Annotated in this window: 18 protein-coding genes; 11 read left to right on the forward strand and 7 right to left on the reverse strand. The window is 47.0% G+C overall.

Annotated features, from left to right (window positions below):
* Positions 1-443: 443 nt before the first annotated feature.
* Together VM802_RS18035 and VM802_RS18040 are read right to left on the reverse strand one after the other, a co-directional pair.
* Positions 444-863 carry an SH3 domain-containing protein gene (locus tag VM802_RS18035; protein WP_325533051.1) on the reverse strand — a complete coding sequence of 140 codons (420 nt, stop codon included), beginning with the start codon at positions 861-863 and terminating at the stop codon, positions 444-446.
* 25 nt (positions 864-888) lie between these two features.
* Entirely contained in the window at positions 889-1,380 is a 492-nt protein-coding gene (locus VM802_RS18040; RefSeq protein WP_325533053.1) for a BON domain-containing protein, read from the reverse strand.
* A gap of 301 nt (positions 1,381-1,681) precedes the next feature.
* On the opposite strand from VM802_RS18040, the gene VM802_RS18045 reads away from it, so the two are divergent.
* The 6 genes from VM802_RS18045 (at position 1,682) to VM802_RS18070 (ending at position 10,229) form a co-directional block, all read left to right on the forward strand.
* A complete protein-coding gene (locus VM802_RS18045) occupies positions 1,682-2,521 on the forward strand; it encodes an energy transducer TonB (protein ID WP_325533055.1) in 840 nt (279 codons plus the stop codon).
* Positions 2,522-2,796: 275 nt separating this feature from the next.
* Positions 2,797-5,376, forward strand: coding sequence for a phosphoenolpyruvate carboxylase (locus VM802_RS18050; protein ID WP_325533057.1), 2,580 nt, complete (start codon positions 2,797-2,799; stop codon positions 5,374-5,376).
* A gap of 278 nt (positions 5,377-5,654) precedes the next feature.
* A complete protein-coding gene (gnd, locus tag VM802_RS18055) occupies positions 5,655-7,073 on the forward strand; it encodes an NADP-dependent phosphogluconate dehydrogenase (protein ID WP_325533059.1) in 1,419 nt (472 codons plus the stop codon).
* Between the two features lie 25 nt (positions 7,074-7,098).
* Positions 7,099-8,604: a glucose-6-phosphate dehydrogenase gene (zwf, locus tag VM802_RS18060; protein ID WP_325533061.1), complete on the forward strand. Its 1,506-nt coding sequence runs from the start codon at positions 7,099-7,101 to the stop codon at positions 8,602-8,604.
* Positions 8,605-8,618: 14 nt separating this feature from the next.
* A complete protein-coding gene (gene pgl / locus VM802_RS18065; protein ID WP_325533063.1) occupies positions 8,619-9,344 on the forward strand; it encodes a 6-phosphogluconolactonase in 726 nt (241 codons plus the stop codon).
* Between the two features lie 123 nt (positions 9,345-9,467).
* Positions 9,468-10,229, forward strand: coding sequence for an amidohydrolase family protein (locus VM802_RS18070; RefSeq protein WP_325533065.1), 762 nt, complete (start codon positions 9,468-9,470; stop codon positions 10,227-10,229).
* Here the strand turns inward: VM802_RS18070 and VM802_RS18075 are convergent, their stop codons facing one another.
* A complete protein-coding gene (locus VM802_RS18075; protein WP_325533067.1) occupies positions 10,230-11,816 on the reverse strand; it encodes an FMN-binding glutamate synthase family protein in 1,587 nt (528 codons plus the stop codon). It abuts the gene before it with no gap.
* 257 nt (positions 11,817-12,073) lie between these two features.
* Here VM802_RS18075 and VM802_RS18080 point away from each other — a divergent pair, with 257 nt between their 5' ends.
* From VM802_RS18080 to VM802_RS18100, 5 genes are all read left to right on the forward strand, one after another.
* A complete protein-coding gene (locus tag VM802_RS18080; protein WP_325533068.1) occupies positions 12,074-14,683 on the forward strand; it encodes a family 20 glycosylhydrolase in 2,610 nt (869 codons plus the stop codon).
* Positions 14,684-14,785: 102 nt separating this feature from the next.
* Positions 14,786-16,966, forward strand: coding sequence for a carbohydrate binding family 9 domain-containing protein (locus VM802_RS18085; RefSeq protein WP_325533069.1), 2,181 nt, complete (start codon positions 14,786-14,788; stop codon positions 16,964-16,966).
* Between the two features lie 257 nt (positions 16,967-17,223).
* A complete protein-coding gene (locus tag VM802_RS18090) occupies positions 17,224-18,552 on the forward strand; it encodes a TlpA family protein disulfide reductase (RefSeq protein ID WP_325533070.1) in 1,329 nt (442 codons plus the stop codon).
* Between the two features lie 230 nt (positions 18,553-18,782).
* The gene (locus tag VM802_RS18095) at positions 18,783-19,064 is read left to right on the forward strand and encodes an HTH domain-containing protein (protein WP_325533072.1); all 282 of its coding nucleotides are present in this window, start codon (positions 18,783-18,785) and stop codon (positions 19,062-19,064) included.
* Positions 19,065-19,496: 432 nt separating this feature from the next.
* Positions 19,497-20,201 carry a LytR/AlgR family response regulator transcription factor gene (locus VM802_RS18100; protein ID WP_325533074.1) on the forward strand — a complete coding sequence of 235 codons (705 nt, stop codon included), beginning with the start codon at positions 19,497-19,499 and terminating at the stop codon, positions 20,199-20,201.
* 8 nt (positions 20,202-20,209) lie between these two features.
* Here VM802_RS18100 and VM802_RS18105 read toward each other — a convergent pair whose 3' ends face one another.
* The 4 genes from VM802_RS18105 to VM802_RS18120 form a co-directional block, all read right to left on the reverse strand.
* Positions 20,210-20,917, reverse strand: a complete 708-nt coding sequence (locus VM802_RS18105) for an AcvB/VirJ family lysyl-phosphatidylglycerol hydrolase (RefSeq protein WP_325533076.1) — start codon at positions 20,915-20,917, stop codon at positions 20,210-20,212.
* 58 nt (positions 20,918-20,975) lie between these two features.
* Complete coding sequence (locus VM802_RS18110; RefSeq protein WP_325533078.1) at positions 20,976-23,561, reverse strand: phosphatidylglycerol lysyltransferase domain-containing protein; 2,586 nt, start codon at positions 23,559-23,561, stop codon at positions 20,976-20,978.
* Between the two features lie 158 nt (positions 23,562-23,719).
* Positions 23,720-24,157 (reverse strand): universal stress protein, encoded by a 438-nt coding sequence (locus VM802_RS18115; RefSeq protein WP_325533080.1) that lies wholly within the window; start codon positions 24,155-24,157, stop codon positions 23,720-23,722.
* Between the two features lie 48 nt (positions 24,158-24,205).
* Positions 24,206-24,778, reverse strand: coding sequence for a TetR/AcrR family transcriptional regulator (locus tag VM802_RS18120; protein WP_325533082.1), 573 nt, complete (start codon positions 24,776-24,778; stop codon positions 24,206-24,208).
* Positions 24,779-25,372 lie beyond the last annotated feature (594 nt).

A 25,372-nucleotide genomic window follows, 5' to 3' on the forward strand; every position in this document is an offset into this window, starting at 1 on the left:
AATACTATCCTATAAATACATCTGCCTTTAATTGATGCATCCCTTTAGGTAGCATGATTACAGGTTTGTAAACGGAAACTCCTGACTCCGGTTGAAGGGGCATACCCCTGCAAATTTTGGTGGGTTTTATGGGGTATCTGCCCCGCTCACCGGAGTTATTTTTTCCGGATAATCAACAATATTTTTTGGAGGATGAAGGAAAGGTGCAAACCGTGTTAACGCCCATACTTTTTTCGGAAAGCCTAATCTATCTAAAAGGAACCACTTGTTTTCAGGTAAGGCTCCCAGTGCCAGCGAGTCCCGGTTATCTGCCGGGACTTATTTTATTTTGAGATTTTTTATTTCGCTATTTAGTTATTTAAAAATGCAGCGGAGATCAGCATAATGTTGATCTCCGCTGCATTTTTAAATAACTAAATAGCGAAATAAAAAATCTCAAAGTGCTATTGTTCTGTAAGGTACTGGTTGGAACAGTAACCTTCCACGCCGGCATCAGTTCTGATGAGGCTCCAGTCGTTGTTATATTTGCTCAGCAGCGTAACAATTTCAGCGTGCGCAGCTTTGCCAATGATCGGCTGATCAGTACCTGGTCCTTTCCTGATGTTCAGGTTGGAAGACTGGGTGGTTACTTTCAACTTGGTGGATGGTGCTGCTGGTGATACGTCAATATTTAACACCAGGTCGCCGGACGTGAAGTTAGGGTCGATGGAATCATAGCTGTTCCATATCTTATCCTTTACTTCTCCGGTTGGAGCAACACCGTCGATGTATAATACATTATCCTGCTCTCTTACCTGTAAGTTAGAGACGCCTGAAGCGTTTGCCAGGTCAATAAGTGGCTGGTATTTTCCTTGTAGTGCCATAATGTAATTATTCTGGGTTAAATAATTATTTTACTGTCAGTTTGTTTTCTACCTTTTTAGGGTGCAGGGCCATCAGAGCAGCCATCAGCTTGGGGAGCTCTGTTTTCTTGATCTCGCCAGACAATGAAATAACGCCTTCTTTTACATCAGCCTTAACGCCTGCAAACTGTTTGATCACTTCTGTTGCACCTTTGATCAGCGCGTCGTCTGCATTGATCACAACCGGTGCCTGTGCTGCAGGAGCGGCAGCTACTGTTGCATTATCTACTACATCCTTGATTCCTTTGATGCCTTTTACCTGCTCATCCACAGATTTCTTAACATCTTCAGACGGATAAGTACCGGTAATGGTGGCTACTCCTTCACTTACGTTGACAGTAACGTCGTTTAGTTGTAATGCCGAGATCTTTTGTTCAATGGCTGTTTTGAGGTCTGCATCTTTAGGCTTGCTTTTGCATGCCGTAAAGCTTAACGTTGTAGCTATCAAGCCACAGGAGAGAAGGAATCTTAATTTCATAGAACAAAATTTTTAGATTACTAAGATATATAAAATCAATATGAATACTTTAGGAATGAATTATTTATTTGTTATCACTTCCGGCAGGATTGCTGCCATGTTTTATGACTAATCTGACATTACCCTCCGGATTTGCACGTCCCCATATTCAAGAACCGTGCAAATTTTTCGTGTATACCTGCTTGTTATAATAAATCTTGTGCTACTACCCCCAAAGTGCCGTCCATAGCGGTGGGAAAAATTTTCAGTTTTTGTATGGAAAATATTTTTCTACCTCATCTAAATAAAAAAAATATTGCTTATGGACTCAACTAAAATCCCATGGAACGATTTCCTCGATGTCCTCTTCGACGGCAGGAACAAAGATTATGGGGCCTACGAGCTGCGCGCCCGCTACGATAACCGCGTACGTAACGCGATAATAGGCACCACTTCCATCGTACTTGTACTGATTGGCGGTTATGTAGTCAGCAACGGGCTGATGGCCGCCAACCACAACACACATCCCGTACTGATCACAAAAGAAACAGTGCTCAAAGACGTGAAGTTACCAGATCCTGATCCTGTGATTCCTCCGCCGCCAGCAACGCTCCGTACACCTCTGCCGCAGGCCGCTACCATCGATTTCGTAAGCCCGGTAATCACCGATCAGGATGTATTGCCTGATGAAGCCCCGCCACGCATCAAAGACACTGAAAGCCAGGTGGTTGGCTCCGAAAACAAGATCGGCATAGAAGACGGTGCAGGCGCCGAATTGGTAGACGTGGGCACCGGTACCAACCATGTGGTTGACGTTCCGCCGGCGCCGGATAACAAAGGCCCGTTAACTTTCGTCGAAATAATGCCCCAGTTTCCTGGCGGGCAGGATGCTTTGTTCAATTATCTCAGGAACCATATACGCTACCCTGCAATGGCCCAGGAGAATAACATCGAAGGTATCGTAACTGTTCAGTTTGTGGTAAACCGGGATGGAAGCATTTCAGATGTGAAGCTCGGCAGCATGCAGAAGGGAGGCGGACTTGATGAGGAGGCCATGCGCGTGGTGCGCAATATGCCGAAATGGAAACCTGGCCGGCAAAACGGACAGAACGTGGCAGTAATATTCAACCTGCCAGTCAACTTCCGCCTCTCTCATGAATAGTCCGGCCCGTCATCCATTCATTTGAATTATATCCTGATAAATAATAAGCCACGGCCATTCTAATCCCTGATACAAGCTCCGGACTGCCTTTGCAACCGGAGCTTTTTTTATTCTGTTTATTATTAACCTGATTAGAAAATATTCAAACATTTTATATTTATCAGGGAAAATAATCAAAAAATAATCAAATTCATATATAAACAACTAAACAGAATAATTGTTAATTTAACGGCCGCTTAGTTCTCTTCTTCAGCAATCATAAATGGATTAACAGTATGGAAGCGCCGGTAAATAACTCGCTGCAACAGTTTAAAAACCTCGTCGGTACAAAGTTTCAGCTGTATAACAGCCTCTTCACCTCCCTCCCTTTTCACAGGGTGGAAAAAACAGGGATCTTCCTGTCCCTCTTTTTGCTGCATTGTGAAGAAGGCTATGCCAAAGGCAGCAGCCCCCAGGCTATCATGGACTCTTTCTTTGAGCAGTATACCACTTACCGCGATGAGCAGCAGAAGACAGATCTGCTCTTCCGTTTTGTGCAGTATGCAGAAAGGCAGGTAGTGTTGTTTGATGCGCTGGAAGACGCCGCATTCCGCTATATACGTGACCTTCAGGGTACGGGTACCCTGCGCCATCTCCAATCTGAAGTAATACAGGAGCAGGCGCTTGAACAGCTGACAGATAAACTGAAGGACTTTTCCGTAAGACTCGTGCTTACGGCGCACCCTACGCAGTTCTATCCCAGCGAGGTGCTGGGAATTATCAATGACCTGTCTAAAGCATTGATTAGTGAAAATACTGCGCAGGTGAATATGTACCTGCAACAGTTGGGGAAAACGCCTTTCTTCAAAAAGGAAAAACCGACACCATACGATGAAGCCATCAGCCTCGTGTGGTTCCTCGAAAATATTTTCTACCAGGCAGCCGGCCGTATCCTCTCCTTTATGAAGGCGCAGTTTCCTGGTGCCATCAGCAGTGACAATGGAGTTATCCGTATGGGCTTCTGGCCTGGTGGTGACCGCGACGGTAACCCCTTCGTGAATGCGCCCACCACGTTGGAAGTGGCTGCTGCACTGCGTGGCTCCATTATGAAGTGCTATTTCCGCGAGGTCCGGACGCTCAGACGGCGTCTTACGTTCAAAGGTGTGGAAAACGTAGTGGCTGCGCTGGAATCCAAATTATACCGCAATCTCTTTATCCCTGGCCATATTGCAGATATCAGCAGCCAGGAGATAGTGGACACCTTGTCAGCCATACGAAAAACGATCATGGAAGAACACAATGGTCTCTTTGTGCACCTGGTAGATAACCTGATGAGCAAAGTGGAGATCTTCGGGTTGTTTTTCGCATCGCTGGATATACGCCAGGATAGCTCTGTTCATGAAGCTTTGTTAGATGCCGTTGCGCAGAAAACAGCTGCACTTCCGGATAACTATGCATCCCTGGATGAAGAAGCCCGGATCAGGGCGTTGCTGAGTATCAGGCAGGCTATTGATCCTGGTGAACTCGATAATCAGCTTCATCAGGACAGTCTGCGCACCGTGGCTACTATTAAGGAGATCCAGGCAGCTAACGGCGAAGAAGGTTGTCATCGGTATATTATCAGTCATACCACCAGTGTACTCAATGTGATGGAGGTGTATGGCATGTTCCTGTTGTCTGGATGGAAGAAGGAGGAGATGACGATTGATATTGTGCCGCTCTTCGAAACCATCGATGACTTGCGGCATGCGGGTCAGGTGATGAAAGCGCTGTATGAGAATGCAGAGTACCGCGAGCACCTGAACCGTCGCCACTGCAAACAGACTATTATGCTCGGCTTCTCGGATGGCACCAAAGACGGCGGCTATCTGATGGCGAACTGGAGTATTTATAAAGCGAAAGAGGAGCTCTCCGCCATTTCCAAGAAATATGATATTGACGTGGTGTTTTTCGATGGCCGTGGAGGTCCTCCAGCGCGTGGTGGTGGAAAAACGCACCAATTCTATGCGTCCATGGGCCGTAATATTGCCAACCAGGAAATACAGCAAACCATTCAGGGACAAACTATCAGCTCTAACTTTGGTACCGTGGATGCTGCACAGTTCAATATGGAGCAACTGGTACATGCAGGTATCAGTAACGATCTCTTCTCTTCCAGAGAAGTAACGCTGACCAAAGAAGCGGAAGATTTGTTGCAATCACTTGCTGATGCCGGTTATATGGCTTACAATAAATTAAAAACCCACCCTTATTTCCTGGAATACCTGGATCATGCCAGCCCGCTGCGCTATTATGCGGAGGCCAATATCGGGAGCCGTCCCAGCAAGCGCAATGCTTCTGCAAAACTGAATCTCAATGATCTCCGCGCAGTGCCTTATGTGGGTGCATGGAGCCAATTGAAACAGAATGTGCCCGGTTACTATGGCGTGGGCAGCGCATTGCAGCAGATGGACAACGAAGGAAAATGGGAGGCGGTGGACCATCTTTATCAGCACTCATTATTTTTCCGTACGCTGCTCGATAACTGTGAAATGGCCATGAAGAAAAGCTATTTCCCACTGACAGCCTACCTGGCCAAACATCCCCAGTATGGTGAAGTATGGCAGATGATCTATGATGAATTTGAACTTGCCAAAAAATACCTGTTACGTCTTACCCGTGCATCTGAATTGATGGGGAACAGTCCTATTGATCAGTTGTCGATACAGATGCGTGAGCGTATTGTTTTGCCGTTGCTCACCACACAGCAATATGCACTTACCCGTATCCGTGAGCTGGATGCTGTTCCCGGAAATGGTCATGGGCGTGAAACATACGAGAAACTTGTGATGCGCTGCTCATTCGGGATCATCAACGCCGGCCGCAACTCCGCCTAAACGATGATCGCGGAGATGCCGGGTGATTATGGTAATGAACGACGATAATGTTTGTTTAAGAGGGGCAGATGAATGTTTTGATGGAAAAGATTAATATATAGATTAAATAGATCGAAAGATCGATAATCATTATACAGGTATCTTTATATATCAAACATTGAATCTGCCCTGTTTGTTAGTGTACAAAACATCATTTTCGCTCATTACGAAAAACATACAAATCACATAAATCAGTTGAATTGTCTACTTTTACATCTCCTAAAGTATAACTACACAATATGGCAAACAGCTTATATGACTTTGGAATGATCGGGCTGGGGGTAATGGGGCGCAACCTGTTGCTCAACATGGCAGATCACGGCTTTTCTGTAATTGGCTTTGATAAGGACGCTGCCAAGAATGCTGCGTTGGAATCTTCCGCTACTCCGGGCACAACCGTAAAAGGAGTGGGAGAGCTGGCCACAATGGTACAACTGCTGGAACGTCCGCGCAAGCTGATGATGCTGGTACCTGCCGGGCAACCAGTTGATGATGTAATTGCTTCACTCTTGCCGCTGCTGGAGCAGGGCGATGTGGTGATAGACGGAGGAAACTCCCATTATACTGACACGCTGCGCCGGGTGAAGTATCTCCGCGAAAAAGGTATCCACTTTATGGGTATAGGCGTTTCCGGTGGAGAGAAGGGCGCACGTACAGGCCCGAGCATCATGCCGGGCGGCGACCAGGAAGCATATGCCAAGGTGAGACCGATGCTGGAAGCCATTGCGGCCAAAGTGAAGGACACTCCCTGTGTGGCTTATCTGGGTAAGGAAGGCGCAGGCCACTATGTGAAAATGGTGCATAACGGTATCGAATACGCGATTATGCAACTTATTAGCGAGTGTTATGCACTTTTACAGAAAGGGGCAGGACTGAATAACGATCAGTTGCATGAAGTATTTAAAAGCTGGAACCAGGGCGCATTACAGTCTTTCCTGGTAGAAATTACAGCAGATATTTTCCTGCAGAATGATGATAAGACATCGGCAAGACTGATAGACATGATCTCTGATAAAGCTGGTTCCAAAGGCACTGGCAAATGGACATCACAGGATGCGATGGAACTGCCGGTAGCCGTTCCGGTGATTGATACCGCAGTAGCTATGCGCACGCTCTCCGGCTACAAGGAGCAACGCCTGGAGGCAGAGAAATTATATGCTGCTCCCGAAACCACCATTCACAGCAATACAGAAATGTGGATAAAGCAGGTACACGATGCCCTGTATTTCGCTACCATCCTGAGTTATGCACAGGGGCTAGCTATGTTGCATGAAGCTTCCCGCGAACTGCAGATGGAGATCCCGTTGCCGGAAGTAGTGAAAGTATGGAGAGGCGGTTGTATCATCCGTTCTTCCCTGCTGGAAGTATTTACACAGGCATATCAGCAGAACACCGATCTGGCTAATATCCTGCTGGATAAAGGTGTGGCTTACCTCGTACAATCTGTGGAGACAAACACAAGAAGTGTGATTGCCCAGGCAGTACAGGCAGGTATACCTGTAGCCGGTTTGTCTTCAGCACTGACCTACTTCGATGCATTCCGCACCGGAAGGATGCCCACTAACCTGATACAGGCGCAGCGTGATTATTTCGGCGCACACACTTATCAGCGTACAGATATCGCCGGCACGTTCCATACTGAATGGCAGCAATCATAAAAAAAGTTCATTTTCAATCTAAGATATGCAGATCCATAAACGCCCTCCTGCTTCCATCCTTTTTATATTCGGAGGCAGCGGCGATTTGAATTACCGGAAATTAACACCTGCGTTATACAATCTCTTCCTGGACGACTGGATGCCTGAGCAATTTGCTATTGCAGGTCTCGGACGGAGTTCCTACAGCAATGAAGAATACCATAAACACCTGCTGGATGGTATCAGCAAATTCTCACGCAGGAAAGGAGAACAGAACGGACACTGGAAAGATTTCAGTGAGCATGTATCTTACCTCCAGCTGGATGCGGAAGATCCTGCAGCCTACGGAAGGATCACTGATTTTGTAAAAGAGAAAGAAGAAGCATGGGGAGTACATCCCAATGTGATCTTCTATCTGGCGGTAGCTCCGCAGCTCGTGCCCAATATCGCTACACAGCTGGGTAACCTGAATCTCTGCAGTGATAAGCATTGCACACGCATTGTCATTGAAAAACCATTTGGACATGACCTGCAAAGCGCACATGAACTGAATGAACTGCTCGCTGCAAAATTCACAGAAGAACAGATCTACCGCATAGATCACTACCTGGGTAAGGAAACAGTGCAGAATATCCTGGCATTCCGCTTTGCTAACGCGCTCTTCGAACCTATCTGGAACCGCAACTTTATCGATAACATACAGATCACTGCCGCTGAAAGCGTAGGGCTGGAAGGCCGTGGTGGTTACTTCGAAAGAGCGGGCGCCCTCCGCGATATGGTGCAGAATCATATTCTGCAGATCCTTTGTATGATAGGCATGGAAGCTCCGGTGTCGTTTGATGCGAACGAGATCCGCAACAAAAAAGTGGATGTGCTCAACGCTATCCGCCGTATCACACCGGATAAGGTACATGAATACGCTGTACGCGGACAGTATTCTTCCGGCTGGAAGAAAGGCGATAAGGTAGTGGGTTACCGCGAAGAGAAAGGAGTGGACCCTAAATCGAACGTGGAAACCTACGCCGCTGTTAAGTTCTACATTGACAACTGGCGCTGGCAGGGCGTGCCTATCTATGTGCGCACGGGTAAATACCTGAACCAGAAAGCTACCAATATTATCCTGCAGTTTAAGGAAGCACCGCACTATGCGTTCCCAATGGAGGCTACGCAGACATGGCGCCCCAATAGGCTTACCATCAGCATTCAGCCGGAAATGGATATCCGTATCCGCTTCCAGGCAAAACGCCCTGGTCAGACTATGACACTGGACCCGGTAGATATGACCTTTAACTACGATGCTGCCAACGGTGAGCATGCACCGGAAGCATACGAAACGCTGCTGCTGGATGTGATGGAAGGTGATGCTACCTTGTTCATGCGTGGTGACCAGGTGGATGCCGCATGGAAAGTGATTATGCCCATCCTGGATACCTGGGAAAATCGTACTCCGCAAGACTTTCCGAATTATGCACCCGATTCATGGGGGCCGGATGATGCAGATGCGCTCATCGCAAGGGATGGACATACATGGATTAATTTACCAACAAAATAATTCGGCTTCCGGCTATGGAATTACATATCGCAAAAGATTCGGCACAGCTGAGCGAAAACGTAGCTGCCTGGATCAGCAATTATATCCTGGAAGTATTGCAGCAACAGGAACAGTTTACCTTTGTACTTTCAGGGGGTAGCACGCCCAAGCTACTGTATGCGCTCCTGGCTAAGGCGCCGTACAATGAAATGATCCCCTGGGAGAAAATACATTTTTTCTGGGGAGATGAAAGGGCCGTGCCTTACGAAGATGAACGGAACAATGCCCGCATGGCGTTTGATGTGCTGCTGGATAAAGTGCCTGTAATTGCGGAAAATATCCACATAATGCGCACGGACATATCACCAGAGGAATCAGCCACTGAATATGAGAAGATATTGAAGAAGTATTTCAAAGGTACCGACACCACTTTCGATCTCGTGTTGCTGGGTATGGGAGATGATGGACATACCCTGTCCCTCTTCCCCGGAACAGAAGTGCTGCATGAAAAGAAAGCCTGGGTAAAGGCATTCTTTCTGCCAGCTCAGGATATGTATCGCATCACTTTAACCGCTCCGGTAGTGAACGATGCTGCCTGTGTGTTGTTTCTGGCTACCGGCAACGGAAAGGCGCTTACGCTGAAGAGTGTGATTGAAGGAACATTCGATGCAGAAAAATATCCGTCCCAGCTGATAAGGCCGCAGGATGGGGAACTGCACTGGTTTGTGGACGAAGCAGCAGCGGCAGCCATGAATATTTAGAAAATTTTTTATTTGGTTATTTAGTTATTTTAAATGCAGTGGAGATCAACTCCACTGCATTTAAAATAACTAAATAACCAAATAAAAAATTTTCTGTAGCTTGTGTAGCATAAGCTATAGCATATGTTTGAAAGGCCCATATTCGACGCACATCTCCATATCATTGACCAACGGTTCCCGATGAACCCCAATCAGGGATACCTTCCTCCGTCATTTACCACTGCCGACTATCTGCAAGAGGCAGCCGCATTGCATATTACAGGCGGCGCTATCGTGTCTGGTTCATTCCAGGGATTTGACCAGCAGTATTTGCTGGAAGCATTGAAAGTACTCGGTCCCCGCTATGTAGGGGTTACACAGATACCGGCCAGCGCCACAGATGATGAGATTATTGCACTGCATAACGCAGGCGTGCGCGCCGTACGCTTTAATGTACAGCGTGGCGGATCAGAAAGTGTGAAATACCTGGAACAGCTGGCGCTTCGCGTGCATGACCTGGTAAAGTGGCATGTAGAGTTGTATATCGATTCCCGCCAGTTACCAGGAATATCCACTACTTTGCATAAACTGCCGAAGGTAGTGATTGATCACCTGGGATTGTCACGCGCAGGTATTAAATACCTGCTGCCATTGGTTGAAAAAGGGGCTGTGATAAAGGCTACAGGTTTCAGCCGCTGCGATTTTGATGTACTGCCGGTAATGAGGCAGATAACAGCCATTAACCCGGCGGCGCTGATATTTGGTACGGACCTGCCATCTACGCGCGCTCCAAAACCATTTACTGTAGCAGATCTCAATATTATTCTCCGCAATTTTCCTGATGCGTTGGCACAGAAGATCTCTTACGATAACGCGGTGGCGTTGTATCAGCCACAAGAGCACTGATCAGGACGGCCATTGGTTTGTGGCAATTGCCTCCAGCTCTCGTTTCAGATGTTCAGATGTCTGCCCGTTCAGTAAAGTTCCCGGAGCAGTGCTGGGATATATGTCTTCAAAAGTACGTACCTGATTCATGAAAACACGGCGGAAGATGTGTCTGCGCGTGATCTGGTGCAGTTCCTGTAATCCGATGGCGGCAGCGAGTTCTACGGCGCTTTCAATAGTATCGCGGTGATAGTTGGCAACACGGTGTTTCTTGTCATTCACAACGAGGCCGGCTGCTAACCATTTGTCCTGTGTGGCCACACCGGTAGGACACTTATTGGTATTACAGAGCAATGCCTGTATACAGCCCAGCGCCATCATCATGGCACGTGCGCTGTTGCAGGTATCTGCGCCGAGAGCGAGTGCACGCAGGATGTGATAGCCTGTGAGTACCTTACCGGAAGCGATGAGCTTGATGTGATTTCGTATATTGAATCCCGTTAGTGTGTCGTGTACAAAGGCCAGCGCATCCATGAGAGGCATCCCCACGGAGTTGGAGAACTCTGGTGGTGCTGCACCCGTACCTCCTTCGCCACCATCTACTGTGATGAAATCCGGATAGATGTCTGTTTCGATCATGGCTTTGCATATTGCATAGAATTCGCGTTGCTGGCCTATACACAGCTTAAAACCGACAGGCTTGCCTTTACTGAGTTTGCGGAGCCGCGCAATGAATAACATCATCTCCTTCGGGCTGCCAAATGCAGTATGGTAAGGAGGGGAGAATACGGTGGTATGTGGTTTTACATGACGGATGGCCGCAATCTCAGGCGTGTTCTTAGCAGCCGGTAATATACCGCCATGGCCCGGTTTGGCGCCCTGTGACAATTTCAGCTCTATCATTTTTATCTGAGGTGTCGCACATTTCTCTTCAAACAGGCTATCGGAGAATTTTCCTTCTTCATTCCTGCAACCAAAATAACCGGTACCTATCTGCCAGATAATATCCCCGCCTTGTTTGAGATGAAAATCACTGATACCTCCTTCTCCGGTATTATGGGCAAAGTTGCCGATCTTCGCGCCGCCATTCAGTGCTTCTACTGCATTGGAGCTGAGTGATCCGTAGCTCATGGCACTTACATTGAAGATGCTGGCAGAATAAGGCTGCGCGCAATCTTTCCCGCCAATCGTTACACGCGGGTCTTTCTCCATCAATTCAAAATCACGCGGCTGTATGGAATGTGCCATCCATTCGTATCCTTCTGCATATACGTTGAACTGGGTACCGAAAGGCTGTGTGTCCAGCTCACGTTTGGCGCGCTGGTAAATAGTGGAGCGGTCTACACGGTTAACAGGGCTCCCGTCAATATCACTTTCCACAAAGTACTGGTAGATTTTAGGGCGCAGCGCCTCCATCCAGTAACGCATTCTCCCTACTATCGGGTAGTTGCGGATAATCGCATGTTTGGTCTGCATCATGTCCAGAATGCCCATGATAATTATAGGCAGCAATATGATCAACAACCAGAAAATCCACGGAAAAAATGTTCCTAAAACAATCACTGACAATAAGCTGATACAGGAAAACCAGATAAATCCCTTGGCCATAACAATCGATGTTTGATTAAAGTTAAAGAATAATCAGCAGCGAACACGTTAAATATACAAGCGACGGCACCTGATTGTTGGCTTTCCGTTTATCCTGTCAATTTGCATATTTGCGTTATACTTTCTATATTTCCAAATGCCATTGTAGCGTGGCGCCAGAAGACTTGACCGGGAATAGTATGCCATTGTCGGCCACCAGTAGTAGTGTCCTGGTAGTCCTGTTTTTTATCACATCGTATTTCTAATTTATCATCAACATGATCAGGCTTAATTTTTTAAGGAAACTGCTGGCATCAGGCTTGTTGCTGACCCATGCAGCCGGTGCTGTATATGCGCAGAAGGCGACTTCCTTTGATGTAGCTCGTCTCAGAACTAGCTGGCAGGTGGTGGAGAATCATTATCAGGGAAAAAATCGCTTCCTGTCTGAATTCACATTCATCAATACCTCCAACAAACCTTTCCCTGCCAAAGGATGGCAGCTGTACTTCAACTTTGTGCGCATGGTAAAAGCCGGCACTTTGCCCGGTAATGTGAAAGTGGAACATGTGAACGGAGATCTTTTCCGGTTTGTTCCGGCAGATAATTTTACAGGCATCGCTCCGGGCGATTCCATCAAACTCGGTATAGACGGGGAGGCATGGGCGATCAACTTTACGGATGCTCCTGCCGGTTTGTATATCGTGTGGGATGAACAGCCGGAAAAAGGTATTTCGTTGAAAGATTACAGTGTCCGTTCGTCCACTACAGCAAAGCAACTGATGCGTTACCCGGGCGATAAAACTGCAGTAGTAACGCCAACGGATATATTCAAACAGAATGCACTGATAAAGGATATTCCGGCACAGGAGCTCCCACTGGTATTCCCTACTCCCAAATCCTATGAAAAAGGAGAGGGCAGTATTGTGCTGGATGCGCCACCTGTTATCAATGCTGTACCTGAACTGGATTCCACCGCAAAATATCTCTCCGCTGAGATGGTAACGCTATTGGGCAAACGAAATCCCGGTAAGGTGACCATCTCCCTGAAAAAAGACAACAGCCTTGCTGCGGATGCCTATACACTGAATGTAAACAAGGGATCTATCGATATCACTGCCGGTAGCAATGAGGGTGCTTTCTATGCAGTACAGTCGCTGAAGTCTCTGATTGCGCCCAATGTCTGGGCTGCTGTGCAGAAATCAGTAACCATTCCGGCCGTGAAAGTGAAAGACTATCCCCGTTTCGGGTACCGCGCTTTTATGATCGACGTGGCCCGTAACTACCACAACAAGAGGGATCTCCTGCGCATCCTCGATGTGATGTCGCTGTACAAACTGAATGTATTGCACTTCCACTTCAGCGATGATGAAGGCTGGCGCTTGCAGATTCCTTCCCTGCCTGAACTGACAGAAGTGGGTTCTAAACGCGGACACAGTACGGATTGGAAGAATATGCTGCCTCCTTCCTATGGCTCCGGCCCCGATACAACCAATGCTGCCGGTACCGGTTACCTCACCCGCAATGACTTTATTGAGATACTCCGTTATGCAACGGAAAGGCATATACGCGTTTTACCGGAAATAGAAACGCCAGGCCATGCCCGTGCCTCTGTGAAGGCTATGGAAGCCCGCTACCACCGCCTGAAAGCGCAGGGCAAGGATAAAGAAGCAGAAGAATACCTGCTGACAGATTTCCAGGATCAGTCTAAATATCGTTCGGTACAAAACTGGAACGATAACGTGATGAACGTGGCATTGCCTTCCGCTTACCGTTTCCTGGACAAAGTAGTAGAAGAACTGCAGTCTATGTATAAAGAAGCCGGTGCGCCGCTTACTGCCGTTCATATGGGCGGAGATGAAGTACCCGGTGGGGTGTTTGAAGGATCGCCTGCCTGCAATGAGCTGAGAAAGCAACATCCGGAGATCAAAGACGTGAACGATCTTTGGTACTACTACTACACAAAAGTACGTGACCTGCTGAAGGCACGTGGTCTTGAAGTGGCGGCATGGGAGGAAGCTGGTATGCGTAAAACCACTATAGACGGTCAGGGACAGAGTATTCCCAACCCTGATTTTGTGAACGATAATTTCCAGCTGAATGTATGGAATAACGTGATCGGTGGTGGTCAGGAAGATCTTTCCTATCGTCTGGCCAACGCTGGTTATAAAGTGATTCTTTCCGGTGTAAGTAATTTTTATTTTGACATGGCTGCGATGAAATCATTTGATGAACCTGGATTTTACTGGGGAGGATTTGTAGATGTGGATAAACCTTTCTACTTCATTCCATTCGACTATTACAAGAATTCCAAAGTGGATGGAAAAGGTGATCCGGTGACGGCAACCACCTTTGTAGGGAAAGACCGGCTCACTGGTTTTGGACAATCCAACATCAGGGGACTACAGGGGCTGCTGTGGAGTGAAACAGTAACCAGCTCCGATCGCATGGAATATATGATGCTTCCAAAGCTGCTGGGCCTTGCCGAGCGCGCATGGGCACACGATCCCGAGTGGGCGAAAGAGAAGGATCCTGCTAAGGCCGATGCACTCTACAATGCGGCGTGGAGTACGTTTGCCAATGTACTGGGCAAGCGGGAAATGCCACGTCTTACTTATTACAATGGTGGTTACAACTGGCGTATACCTACAGCCGGAGCGGCGGTAGAAGATGGTACGTTACGCGCCAATGTACAGCTGCCAGGTCTTGTGATCCGGTATACTACTAACGGTGACGAGCCTACACTGAAGAGCGCGGTGTATACCGCTCCTGTTAAAGCCGGTGGTAAGACTGTTAAGCTGAAAGTGTTTGATGCACGCGGTCGCGGCAGCAGAACCACTACAGTAAAAGTTCCGCAGCCGGAAGTACAGCTGAAGAATAACAGGAACTAAATATTTTTTTATGTGGTTATTTAGGTATTTAAATTCTGGGATTTTAGAATTAAATAACTAAATAACCACATAAGAAAATAACAAAATAAAAAAATCCCGACTGTGCATATAATTCCACGTATATTATGTTGTTGCCTGCTTGCCACGCCGGTATGGGCGCAGCAGCAAAAGAAAAACGAATCCTATCATCTGCATATCCGCAAAGCAGCATCACCGGTAAAGATTGACGGCATCATTGATGAAGAGGCCTGGGCTCAGGCAGAAGCGGCTACCGATTTCCGCATGGTATTGCCGATGGATACAAGTGCTGCAAAACTACGCACGGATGTACGCATGACCTACGATGATCAATACATGTATGTGCTGGTGGAAAACTTTAAAGTAGGTAGTGGTCCTTACATGGTGGAATCATTACGTCGTGATTTTGCTTTTCTGAAGAACGATAACTTCATTTTCTTCATGGATCCTTTTGATGACCAGACCAACGGCTTCACCTTTGGGGCCAATGCTGCCGGCGCCCAGTGGGACGGACTGATGTACGAAGGTGGGAAGGTAGATCTCAGTTGGGATAACAAGTGGTATTCTGTGGTGAAGAATTATGCAGACAAATGGGTATTTGAAGCAGCTATTCCTTTTAAAACCATCCGCTATAAAAAAGGGATCACCAAATGGGGCATCAACTTCAGCCGTAATGACCTGAAGACGACAGAGAAGTCGGCATGGGCGCCGGTCCCACGGCAGTTTCCCACAGCCTCCCTGGCTTATACCGGCTCGCTTGACTGGGATGCACCGCCACCGGCAGCAGGCCCTAATATATCATTGATACCTTACTTGCTGGGTGGTGTCTCCAAAGACTACGATAAGGGCGTTTCTTCCAAGTTTCGCCGTGATGCGGGACTGGACGCCAAGATTGCCGTAACGTCTTCCCTCAATCTCGATCTCACCGTGAATCCTGATTTCTCACAAGTGGACGTAGATAAGCAGGTGACCAACCTGGATCGTTTTGAGTTGTTCTTCCCGGAGAAAAGACAGTTCTTCCTGGAGAACGGAGATCAGTTCTCCAACTTCGGTTACAGTACCATCCGCCCGTTTTTCTCACGGCGCATAGGTCTGGGTGTGCCCATCCATTTCGGCGCAAGACTGAGCGGAAAGCTCAACAGGAACTGGCGCCTGGGTATTATGAATATGCAGACAGGCAGACAGGAAGAAACAGGATTGCCTGCGCAGAACTTCACCGTAGCGGCATTACAGCGGAGGGTTTTTTCGCGCTCCAATATCGGCTTCATCTTTATCAACAAGGAATCGCTGAACTACGATCCTTCCAAAGTGGAAGACAAACCCGTTTACTCAAAATTCAACCGCAACTTCGGGCTGGAGTATAACCTGGCTTCTTCTAATAATTTCTGGACGGGTAAGGCACTTCTCCTGAAATCATATACGCCTGGCAGGAGCGGCCATGATATGGTACACGCGGCCAACCTGAACTACACGAGCAAGAAATGGAATATAGGATGGCAACATGAATATGTAGGCCGTAACTATAATGCAGAAGTAGGATATGTGCCGAGGCAGGGCTATATCAAGATGGCGCCACAGGCAACGCGCCTTTTCTTTCCGGGGTCAGGCGCTGTGTTGAGCCACGGACCACAGGTTACCACCACATGGTTTATGGACGAGCATTTCAACAGCACAGACAATGAAACCATGTTGAATTATGGCATTGTGTTCCGTAAACGCAATACGCTGAATATATGGGCTTCCAATACTTATATCCGGCTGTTGCAGCCCTTTGATCCCACCAATACGCGTAAAGATAGTCTGGCAGCGGGTACGCGGCATAACTGGAATACGATGGGCGCAGATTATGTATCGAAGCCGCAAAGTCTTTTTACCTATGCGTTCTCTGTACGCTATGGGGGGTATTATGCAGATGGTACCAGGTTTATGGCCAATACGGAGCTGGGGTATCGTTTCCAGCCTTATGTAAGCATAGCGCTCAGTGCTAACTATAACAATATCAATCTGCCCCAGCCCTGGGGCAATAATGCTTTCTGGCTGGTAGGCCCGAGAGTGGATGTCACAATGACCAATACCCTCTTTTTTACCGGCTTTATGCAGTACAACGGGCAACAGAAGAACATGAACCTGAACACCCGCTTCCAGTGGCGTTATCGCCCTGCTTCTGACCTGTTTATTGTTTACACAGATAATTATCTCCCTGAACCATTTTATGTAAAGAACCGGGCCCTTGTTGTAAAGCTGGTTTACTGGCTGAATTTGTAGACTGGTGGCTGGTTTGATGATGTGTTAACCGGGTGTCTGATGATGCCCGGGATGTTAAAATTTTGCCGTTTAGAAGTGATTAACCATTTCTAGAATTATTCCCGCTATTATTGTACTATGGGTTGTTGATTCTAATGGTTTTTAAGTTTTCATTTACTATCGTTGTGAATACTAAAGCTCCCTATGGTCTCTACCACGGGGATTTTTTCTTACCTTAATAGTATTGTTATCGTATGCACCCTGGAAAACTACTCTCATTGTTAATAGTGTCCCTTGGTATTTGCGGCACTTCATTTCCCCAGTCTATACTATTACTGGCAGGGCATGTACAGGACCATCATGGAGGAAGTATTTCTTTTTCTTCCTGGGAAGAGCCGGGTATTTCGCCCGCTGTTACCCGTGATGTTGTATTACAGAAAGATAGTTTTTATATAGAGATGCCTGCCGTTGCCGGCAGACGGATATTCTTTTATGCGGACGCCGGAGGAGAAAATAATTTTTACGGCATGCTGCACGGAGGTGATAATGTACAGCTGTTTTTCGGCGCAGATACATTGGTGTTCAGTGGCAAGGGAGCGGTGAGTTGCAGCGCGCAATACCTGGCGGAGAAGGCACAACGGAACATTCCCGCGCCTGCAGGCAATGATGCAGCATTGAGGGTAGCATGGTATAAAAAACAACTGGCTGCGGCAACGGCAATACTGAATGTATACCGCGACAGCCTTACCACCGCAGATTACACAATTATAAGAGCCAATGTACTAGGCGAAACAGCAGGCAAACTGATTGACTGTATGTGGCGGCTGCGTGCGGATAGCATACTCGCGGAAAGGCAGGCTGCCTTTTACAGGAATCATATATTACAAGACCTTCCTCATATAGAAATATCGGATACAACGGCTACGGCTATACGCTATTTACGGTATCTCCTGCGAAAAGCAGAAGCTGATTACTTTTCGCAGTATCATCGGCAGTGTAGTGACAGAGATATTTACGAATGGATTAAAGGGCATTATACGGGCGTGTTACGCGACAAGCTGCTGGCGCACCAGTTGTTGCAGGGGCTTGCAGCTGGAGGGCCGCAGGATGAACTGGCGGTATGTGCACGTGATTATCTTTCGCTGGTGCAGCATCCGGGCTGCAAACAGGCTATAGCAGCTACTTACGGCAATATACGCAGGGGCCTCAGCCGGGGAGCAGTGGCGCCTGTTTTCAGTTTGCCGGATAATACAGGGCATCAGGTGAGTCTTGGCCAGTTTGCCGGTAAAGTAGTGTTGCTGCATTTCTGCAATACCGATGATCCGTTGTTGTCATCACTGTCGGAGATCAACAAATGTTTTAAGAAAGATGAAGTCGTATTCCTGCATATTTCCTGCAATGATGCCGGTATCACTGATTATCCCGGTGTGCATTTGTATGCAGGTAGTCAGTTACAACAAGTGCGGGAGCAATATAATATCAACAGGTATCCTGCTTTAATCATTGTTGGCAGGGATGGAAAGATATATGCAGTACGTCCGCCTGATCCTGTAGCAGATTATGGCGCAGCCCTTGCCAACATTATCTATGCAGCATTATTGCAGTAGTATTTTTTTTATGAAGTTATCGCAAATATATATGGTAATCTGGCGTTATTAACTTAATATTACGGACGCCATTCGATCGCATAGATGTTATTAACCAGCAGCCGATTTAACGAAAACCCGTTTAAATCAGTTTACTAATATTTACAATTAAATATATATATGAGAAAACTGGTTTAATCTTACATATTGTTGTAAATTCAATTAATAACCGTTAAGCCCCTCTATGCCACATGCCAAAGCGTTATTTTGACCGACTACAGACCATTGATTACCTGATTAGGATCAAAGGGACCGGTAAGCCTGCACAGTTAGCCAAAAGGCTTCGTATTTCCGAAAGAACACTCTATGAATTCCTCAAAATGATGAAGGAGTTAGGTGCTCCAATTGAATACGACCGGTACAAAGAAAGCTATTACTATTCGGAGAAAGGCGGATTCAATATCCGGTTCTCAAAGAACCTGATTACCGTCGCGCCGGTAGTGTTGCTTTTATTCCTGATGAGCTTATGGTAACCTTGGACCGCGCCTGACCAGCCGGATGGCTGCTCCGCGCCTGCGCCGCTGTCTGCGGCAGAATTAACTGGGTTTATCATGACTGTACATAAACAGCTATCGTGAAAACCTTATTTTATTCACCTTTAAAAAGAGTGGACAGGAGTGCTATTGTTACTCCTGTCCATTTCTTATTCTTGTATTGTTAACTGCTGATTAACCAACGCCACTTTTATTTCCTGCAATTTTAAGGTTGGATTCAAAGAACGATCACTTCTCTGTTGTGATATTATCATAGCAGTGTTTCAAGGATATTTTTTTCTTAACGCGGTTTAGATTAGATTTTAGATTAGACGCGGGTTTCTATCCAGTTACCTGCTGTTTTCAGATAACTATGCCAGCCGGCAAGAATTTGTATTTCTGATCTTACCGCATAAATAACCATCTGACCCTATGACAATGAATTGTATCATGTTGGGACAGGCCCCTGAAGGTTTTGAGGCGTTAGAAAACTATATCGGGAAAATGCCCTTCGTCCGTTTTGATGGAAGCTTTGACTCAATGACAGCCGCTCATGATTACCTCAGTAACCATAAAGTAGATGTATTACTGATCGGTAACAAAGTGTCTGAAATGCAGCAGCCAAGGCTCGCTCTTCTTGAACCAACGGAAGCGCTGCCCGTCGTCGTCCTATGTAATGTGCCTGAAACGCCGCAACTAGTCAGTATGAAAGCGGTGGAACTCGTACGAAAGCCTTTCAGCTACAACCACTTTCATGATGTACTGCAACGTATTCATTATGCTATCCGTGACTCCCGCGACTTCACCCTGCTGGAGCCTCAGTACCACTACTTCGTCATCCGCAGTGATGATCGTCTTCTGAAAATTGATTACAACCAGTTACAATACGTGGAAGTAATGGACGATCATATCCTGCTGCACATGATCGATCAGCAGATTGCTACCACCGAAAAACTGGACTGGATTGTGTCCCGTTTACCAGCGGGAGATTTTCTGCGTGTACACAGATGGTACGTCGTGAACGTCAATCATGTTATTTACCAGCGTGATAACTATGTGGTGATAGGGAGAAACAAAATACCTGTCACCATACAGGCGGCTGCTGTGATTGCTGCGCGGCTGAAAGATGAACAGTAGTGTTTGCATTACCGCAAAGCCGCAATAATCTTACCTGCCACGCCGGATGCATCTTCATCGTAAGTATGTCCGCCGGGTAGTACCAGTTTTCTGTAATGTGGTATGGTGAGATCTTTGAGATTGAAATCTTTTTCTTCTTCTCCAAAAACAATCAGTAATGGTTTGTTCGTAATCCTGTTCATTTCTGCGGGCACGCTCATTCCCTTGTGGGCAGATTTGCCCAGCATATCAGAGATATGTACTTCCATATCCGTAAAACGCGATGGTGAAAGGCAGACCAGCTGCTGCACCTGGCTGGAGACTGCCGCCGGCAGCTGGTTATAAATGAAAGGTAATACATCTGCGCCCATTGAGTATCCAATCAGCACAATGCCATGATTGGTATTCCAGGCCGACTGATAATAGGTAATGAGGGAGGCTACATCTGCCGCTGCCTGTTGGGGTGTTTTTTTGTTCCAGAAGTATTTCAGCGCATTGAGGGCTACCACCGGGTAGTGCTGTTCATGAAAGGCATCGATCACATTGACGGAAAACTTCTTCATACCGCCATCTCCCGTAATATAAAATATCAACGGGGCTTCACTACCGGTTCCCGGCGCCCTGACCTGCACCGGCAGGTTATTAACTCCTTTCTGTGCATATATGTGCTGGATATTCAGACAAAATAGTAAGCTGACAATAATTCCTGCTATAAAAAATATCTTCTTCTGAAACATATATTGGTTTATCTCTCTACGCAGAAACAAAATGCGTTCCGTTATTGTTCGGCTGCAACTATGGCTGCATCACCTTATTCAGGGCCGCCGGTAACTGGATCAGGTCAAAATCATGCTCGTAGATGAGGTATTTATTAGTCCATTCCGTGGCGTATTTGTCTTTGAATTCGCGCAATCCCTGGTAATGACGGAAGAAACGCAGTTTTTCATAGGCATACTTCACCATTTTTTCTGCTGTATTTTCCGGATGGATGATGCCAGACATCGGTACCATACCAAGATTGAGATAGTACAGTCCTTTTTGCTGTGCGTCCTGTATCAATGCAATGATCAGTGCGTCCATCACCCCGCCGGGCGCATTGGTACGCTTGCGTATCAGGTCATAGGTACATTCGCCGGGGGCATAGTCAGGAATGATATTGAGGAATGCGGCAATGTTGCCCTCCGGGTCAGTAACAGTGATCACGTCCTGGTCTTTTATCACATCTTCCTCGAATAATCCCTGCGAGAAAGTCATCTCTTTCACTTCATATTGCTCCAGCCATTCATCGCTTACTGCTTTCATCGCAGTTATCATTTCCGGTGAATGAGGCGCTGTGTGGAAAGTTGTCACATAGCCTTTATTGGCAAGACTGTTCAGACCATTGCGCAGTGACTTTTTGTCTTTGCCACTCAGTGTGAAACTGCGCATATCCATGATCGCTTCCTGGCCTATCAGCATTTTCTTTTTACGGAGCTGGCTGAAGTAGTAGGTACTGTCTTCATCCACCCGATAAAATGCCGGCCGGAGGCCCATTTTGCGGCATTGCTGTTCAAACTCCATCAGCATGGCCAGTTTATTGTCTTCACTGCACACTGGTTCTTCTAGTACTATTGCAAAGCTGCCTGCAGCACGATAAGCAATGAAGCCTTCATACTGTTGTGATACAAAAAGCAATTTATCTTGTCCTACTTTGAAGTAATCCATAGGAGAGTCGCCATACTGGCTGAGATAGAACCGTGCTTTCTCCAGTGCGGAATTGGTCTGTTGTGCTACATGCAGGTAGGGTCGGATCACAGTATAAAAAAGAAACGCCCACGCACTGACACCCAATACCCTGATGGCCGACATAAACTCCTTACCAAAGCGGGTGATGGGCTGTAGACCGTCGTCCTCCAACAGCATAAAGCAGTGAAATGCATGACGCAGTGATTGTTGCCAGCTGAAGTCGATACCAAAGTGACGCACATTAAGAAAGTAAAATCCAATAGTGCCGAATATGAGTACCAGCAGGAATGTGGCCACAGCAGTCACCACACCTATATTCACCAGTTGCGGATTGCTTTTCACGCGATACTGCCTGGCTGTGGCAATGAGAATAATACTGGTCACCAGTGCCAATGAAGCCTCTTCATAGTCTAATGCCTTGCTGATATGACCTACTACCGACAGCAATGATACAGACAATGCCACGATCCACGCGCTGCGCAATCCTCTGAAGAGGAAGGTGGCCGTTACCAGCAGTATCAATCCCAGGAATACCACCAGCAGATTGGAGGCATGGATGGAAGTACCGGGGATGTATGCATGAAGCAGGTGCATGCGGTTGGCCAGTGGAGGAGTGAGCACTGAAAAGATGTTCACCATGCCCAGCAGGAATATCAGGATGGGAGGTAGCAAGCGCAATACCAGTTCACGGCCTTTGAGGGCAAAGGCAACCATACCGGCGCTCAATGGCAGCCAGAATTCGAACAGGCGGAACAGTAATGTTATTTCAAGCGCCTCCAGGGTGGAGTAGCCATAATTGCTCAGCAGGTATGCCAGTGAAAGCTCTATAGCGCCCAGCCCGCGCAGGAAAGGAGAGATGATCAGGAAGATGGTAGCTACAATATAACCTACACAGGCCGCTTCCAGTGACGGCGTTACACCAGTAGCCAGCATACCCAGATACAGGTGAGCCACACCCGCAATTTCAATAAGTACTGACGCCAGCACAGTATACATAAAAGCGGATACCGACAACCGGAAGTTGAATATTTCATCCACCTGCATGGCTTTGCCGGGAAAATATTTCAGCAGCAACTGGTATGCCTTGCCTTTGGACTGTATCGAACGAACTAGCAGCACCACCACGGCAAGCAGGACGCAGATGGCAACCAGCCCCCAGGCGGCGCCTTGCATGCTGGCTGTATGCAGCATAGCATACAGCACTACAGGTATGCCCACCAGAAATACAGATAGGATACCCACAAAGCCATAGATACCGGAGGACTGATGAATCTGTTGTTTGTGCAGTTGCTCGCGTCGCAGGCTCTGTGGCACATAGGCCAGAGAGCTGATGCCTCCTGCCGGGAGGAATACAGAGAGCAGGTTGCGTTTCAGGAACAACTCAGTGCATTTGAAAGTACCCAGTCTTGCGCCGATAGCGCGGAAACTAAACACATACATGAGTGCTTGCAACAGGATGTATATACCAGTCACGATAACGCCTGTGATGATCCACACCTGGTTAGCCCGTTGAATGGCCGGCACAAGTGAGCGAAGTTCATGACGTTGGGAACGAAAGAAATAGATAGCGAGTAGAATGAATAATACAGCCAGAAGCTCCTTCAGATGAAGTTTTCGAAGAAAGGCCGCAGACAGGATATTTTTTCCGATAGGCATGGTGTAGATTTACAGTAGTAACCTGCAAATTTACGTTGGGTATTCCAGCAATATCGTTGCCTGTAGAGAGTTTAAGGGAATTTTAATGAACTATTCAGGATTTAGCCTTTAGTTGTCAGCAGTAAAAAGCTAAAGGCTAAATCCTAAATGCCGTTCAATCAATGTTTATCTTTCTTATAGGGAACTACCAGTACTGGGATGCAGGCGTGGCGGATGATATATTCCGCAGTGCTTCCTACCAGCATGTGATTTAGTCCGGTACGGCCGTGTGTGCCAACAACCAGAATGGAGGTTTCGCCGTTGTTAGCCTGATCAAGTGTTTCGTTTTTAGGATCGCCGGTTGTTACCAGCACCTGGATATTTACGTCAGTGAAGTTACTTCTATAGCTCTGCAGGATCTCTTCCGCTTCCCGTATCTTGGTGGGTATGTCTTCCGTGAAGATGGGACCGGCTTCAGGAAGGCCCAGTCCCATGCCTAATTCCACGACGGTAAAAATTGTTACGCCTGCATTCATCTTTTTGGCCAGTTCTACACCTGCGCTGATCACGCCTTCGGAGAAGGGGCTCAGGTCTACTGCGATCATAATTTCTGACATATGCTGTTGTATTAGAAGTGAATAATTATTCAGTTATAAAGTGAGCTATCAGGTTTTGATGGCATCCCAGCACAGGCTAAACGTAGTGCTTATTTTGGTGCGTGTAAGTGTAACGCCGCTGTAATGACTTTGTTTAACCAGCTCATTGATAGCCCCGAGGATAAAGCTGAGAAGCAGCATTGTGTCCGTGTTTTTTATAAGCTCTTCTTTCTGCCCCCGTTTGATCAGCTCATAGAACGGAGCTGATAACTGCAGCGCTTTTTCACGGGTGGCGGCTGTAATGAAGGGAGAGTGGTAGCATTGCTCCTGGAACACATATTCTTCAAAATTTTGCAGCCGGTAACGCAGGATGTTCAGCCATACGGTTCTGAAAGAGGGTTTATAAGGTTGCCGTGGATCATAGCCTTTGAAAGATACCTGCACGGAGTTTTCCCGGCAGGCTGCAAACAGTGCATTGATCAGGTCATCCTTGCTCCGGAAATACACATACAGTGTACCGGTAGCGATTCCCGCTTCCCTGGAAATGTCTCCCATCGTCATGCCGGAAAGCCCCTTCTGCACTACCAGCCGGAGTACCGCTTTGAATATCTGGGCAGATTTTTTATCATCCTTCGGTTTCACTATACAAAGATAAGCGAATAATCATTCATTGTGGTTGTTTGGATTCTTATCATGCAGGTAACGAACGGGGAGAGGCTTTGCCAGGACGATATCGAGTTTGAGAGGCAATTAATAAGATGACAGAACAGTAATGAAGATGTAATTATTCCGATGGACGACAGCCAGGGCGGATATATACGCAAAAGATGACAGCAGGATAATGGCAAGACAATAAAGATTGCGAACCTGGGAAACTCAACACTATCTGACCTCAGTTTCCGCTTCTGTCTTCGCCCATTGGAATAATTACAAACATCACAAGCGTCGCATTTCCATTTTTCACCAATGTGAGAACAAGCACAATCCCTGTAGCCTGGACAAGCCGCTGGGGATAGCTGATATATTGTTAGATGTATGCATTATCTTCTGAACGCGATTGTTAGAATGAAAGCAATTTAGGAACATTAAAAAACGATTCGGTTAATCAGTCCTTAAAAAGAAAAGCATAACATATAGTGTGATGACCATAACTGTATGGCCGCCGCCGCAGTGCAACAGCAGTATACTGAAAGAGATATTACAAATCAGATGACGTGTCTGTGGAATAGCTTAGAA

Origin of the sequence: Chitinophaga sp. (assembly GCF_035538455.1) — a bacterium.
Classification (GTDB): Bacteria; Bacteroidota; Bacteroidia; order Chitinophagales; family Chitinophagaceae; genus Chitinophaga.

Excerpts from the sequence above, each read along its gene's own strand:
- VM802_RS18035 (WP_325533051.1), bottom strand. The coding sequence starts at position 863 with ATGGCACTACAAGGAAAATACCAGCCACTTATTGACCTGGCAAACGCT.
- VM802_RS18040 (WP_325533053.1), bottom strand. The coding sequence starts at position 1,380 with ATGAAATTAAGATTCCTTCTCTCCTGTGGCTTGATAGCTACAACGTTA.
- VM802_RS18045 (WP_325533055.1), top strand. The coding sequence starts at position 1,682 with ATGGACTCAACTAAAATCCCATGGAACGATTTCCTCGATGTCCTCTTC.
- VM802_RS18050 (WP_325533057.1), top strand. The coding sequence starts at position 2,797 with ATGGAAGCGCCGGTAAATAACTCGCTGCAACAGTTTAAAAACCTCGTC.
- gnd (WP_325533059.1), top strand. The coding sequence starts at position 5,655 with ATGGCAAACAGCTTATATGACTTTGGAATGATCGGGCTGGGGGTAATG.
- zwf (WP_325533061.1), top strand. The coding sequence starts at position 7,099 with ATGCAGATCCATAAACGCCCTCCTGCTTCCATCCTTTTTATATTCGGA.
- pgl (WP_325533063.1), top strand. The coding sequence starts at position 8,619 with ATGGAATTACATATCGCAAAAGATTCGGCACAGCTGAGCGAAAACGTA.
- VM802_RS18070 (WP_325533065.1), top strand. The coding sequence starts at position 9,468 with ATGTTTGAAAGGCCCATATTCGACGCACATCTCCATATCATTGACCAA.
- VM802_RS18075 (WP_325533067.1), bottom strand. The coding sequence starts at position 11,816 with ATGGCCAAGGGATTTATCTGGTTTTCCTGTATCAGCTTATTGTCAGTG.
- VM802_RS18080 (WP_325533068.1), top strand. The coding sequence starts at position 12,074 with ATGATCAGGCTTAATTTTTTAAGGAAACTGCTGGCATCAGGCTTGTTG.
- VM802_RS18095 (WP_325533072.1), top strand. The coding sequence starts at position 18,783 with ATGCCAAAGCGTTATTTTGACCGACTACAGACCATTGATTACCTGATT.
- VM802_RS18100 (WP_325533074.1), top strand. The coding sequence starts at position 19,497 with ATGACAATGAATTGTATCATGTTGGGACAGGCCCCTGAAGGTTTTGAG.
- VM802_RS18105 (WP_325533076.1), bottom strand. The coding sequence starts at position 20,917 with ATGTTTCAGAAGAAGATATTTTTTATAGCAGGAATTATTGTCAGCTTA.
- VM802_RS18110 (WP_325533078.1), bottom strand. The coding sequence starts at position 23,561 with ATGCCTATCGGAAAAAATATCCTGTCTGCGGCCTTTCTTCGAAAACTT.
- VM802_RS18115 (WP_325533080.1), bottom strand. The coding sequence starts at position 24,157 with ATGTCAGAAATTATGATCGCAGTAGACCTGAGCCCCTTCTCCGAAGGC.